The organism is Ectothiorhodospira shaposhnikovii (assembly GCF_016584105.1).
GTDB lineage: Bacteria > Pseudomonadota > Gammaproteobacteria > Ectothiorhodospirales > Ectothiorhodospiraceae > Ectothiorhodospira > Ectothiorhodospira shaposhnikovii.
In genome coordinates this window covers 1-998 of sequence record NZ_NRSM01000086.1, presented here as the reverse complement: position 1 = coordinate 998, position 998 = coordinate 1, and the positions used below count along the sequence as shown (strand labels likewise).

1 protein-coding gene is annotated in these 998 nt (G+C 60.5%); it reads left to right on the top strand.

What is annotated here, in order from left to right; all coding sequences use genetic code 11:
* Positions 1–415: 415 nt before the first annotated feature.
* Positions 416–998 (top strand): recombinase family protein (locus tag CKO35_RS17505; protein ID WP_200177388.1); only part of this gene is annotated, 583 nt, incomplete at its 3' end.

Here is a 998-nt window from a genome sequence, read left to right as displayed (position 1 = left end):
CGGTGAGACCCGTAACTGGACGCCGGTGGGTCCGGTGTGGCTCAACCCTGAAATTCAAAATGATCCTCGTGCTTCATTAGAGGCTGCATGACCCGGGTTCCAACCACCTTGACAGCCGCCGCCCCCTTCTCAGTGTGGGTGATGATTGAGAGGGCGGCAGTAAACCACACAGATGAAACAGTGTAAAGCATTGATTTATATACCATTTGTCGTCCTTTACCGCTCGGTAATGGTCTCCGGCTGAACCGCAGGTGGCTGTACCGAAAACCCCCTCCACCCCTCCCCTCCGGAACCCGCATTGCACCGCGGGTCACCCCACCCGTTTCCGCCTGTACCGATAACAGTTGATTTCGGTACACCCCTCCGGCAAACTTCCGGGCATCCAAAGCCCACCCGCCAGAGGGAACAGAGAACCATGAGCAAGCGAGTTGCGATCTATGCCCGCGTGTCCACCGATGGGCAAACCACCGAGAATCAGATCATGGAACTGCGGGCCGTGGCGGAACGCAATGGCTGGAACGTGGTGGAGGAATACCGGGACCACGGGATCAGTGGAGCCAAGGGCCGGGATCAGCGCCCTGCCTTGGACAGACTGATGAAAGCCACGGTCAGGCGTCAGCATGACGTGGTGATGGTCTGGGCCGTGGATCGCCTGGGCCGATCCCTCCAGGATCTGGTGAGTTTCCTCGGCGAGGTCCACGCGAAAGGGGTGGACCTATACCTGCACCAGCAGGGGGTGGACACCACCACTCCAGGCGGCAAGGCCCTGTTTCAGATGCTGGGGGTCTTCGCTGAGTTTGAGCGGTCCATGATTCAGGAGCGGGTCAAGGCGGGACTTCAAAGGGCCAAGGCTCAGGGCAAGACGCTGGGACGCCCCAAGGTGGCACCAGAGATCGAGGAGCGCATCAAGGCCGCTCGGGCATCAGGCATGGGAATCAGGAAGGTGGCCACAACAGTCGGGGTGGGAGTCTCAACCGTTCAGCGGGTACTGGGGGGGG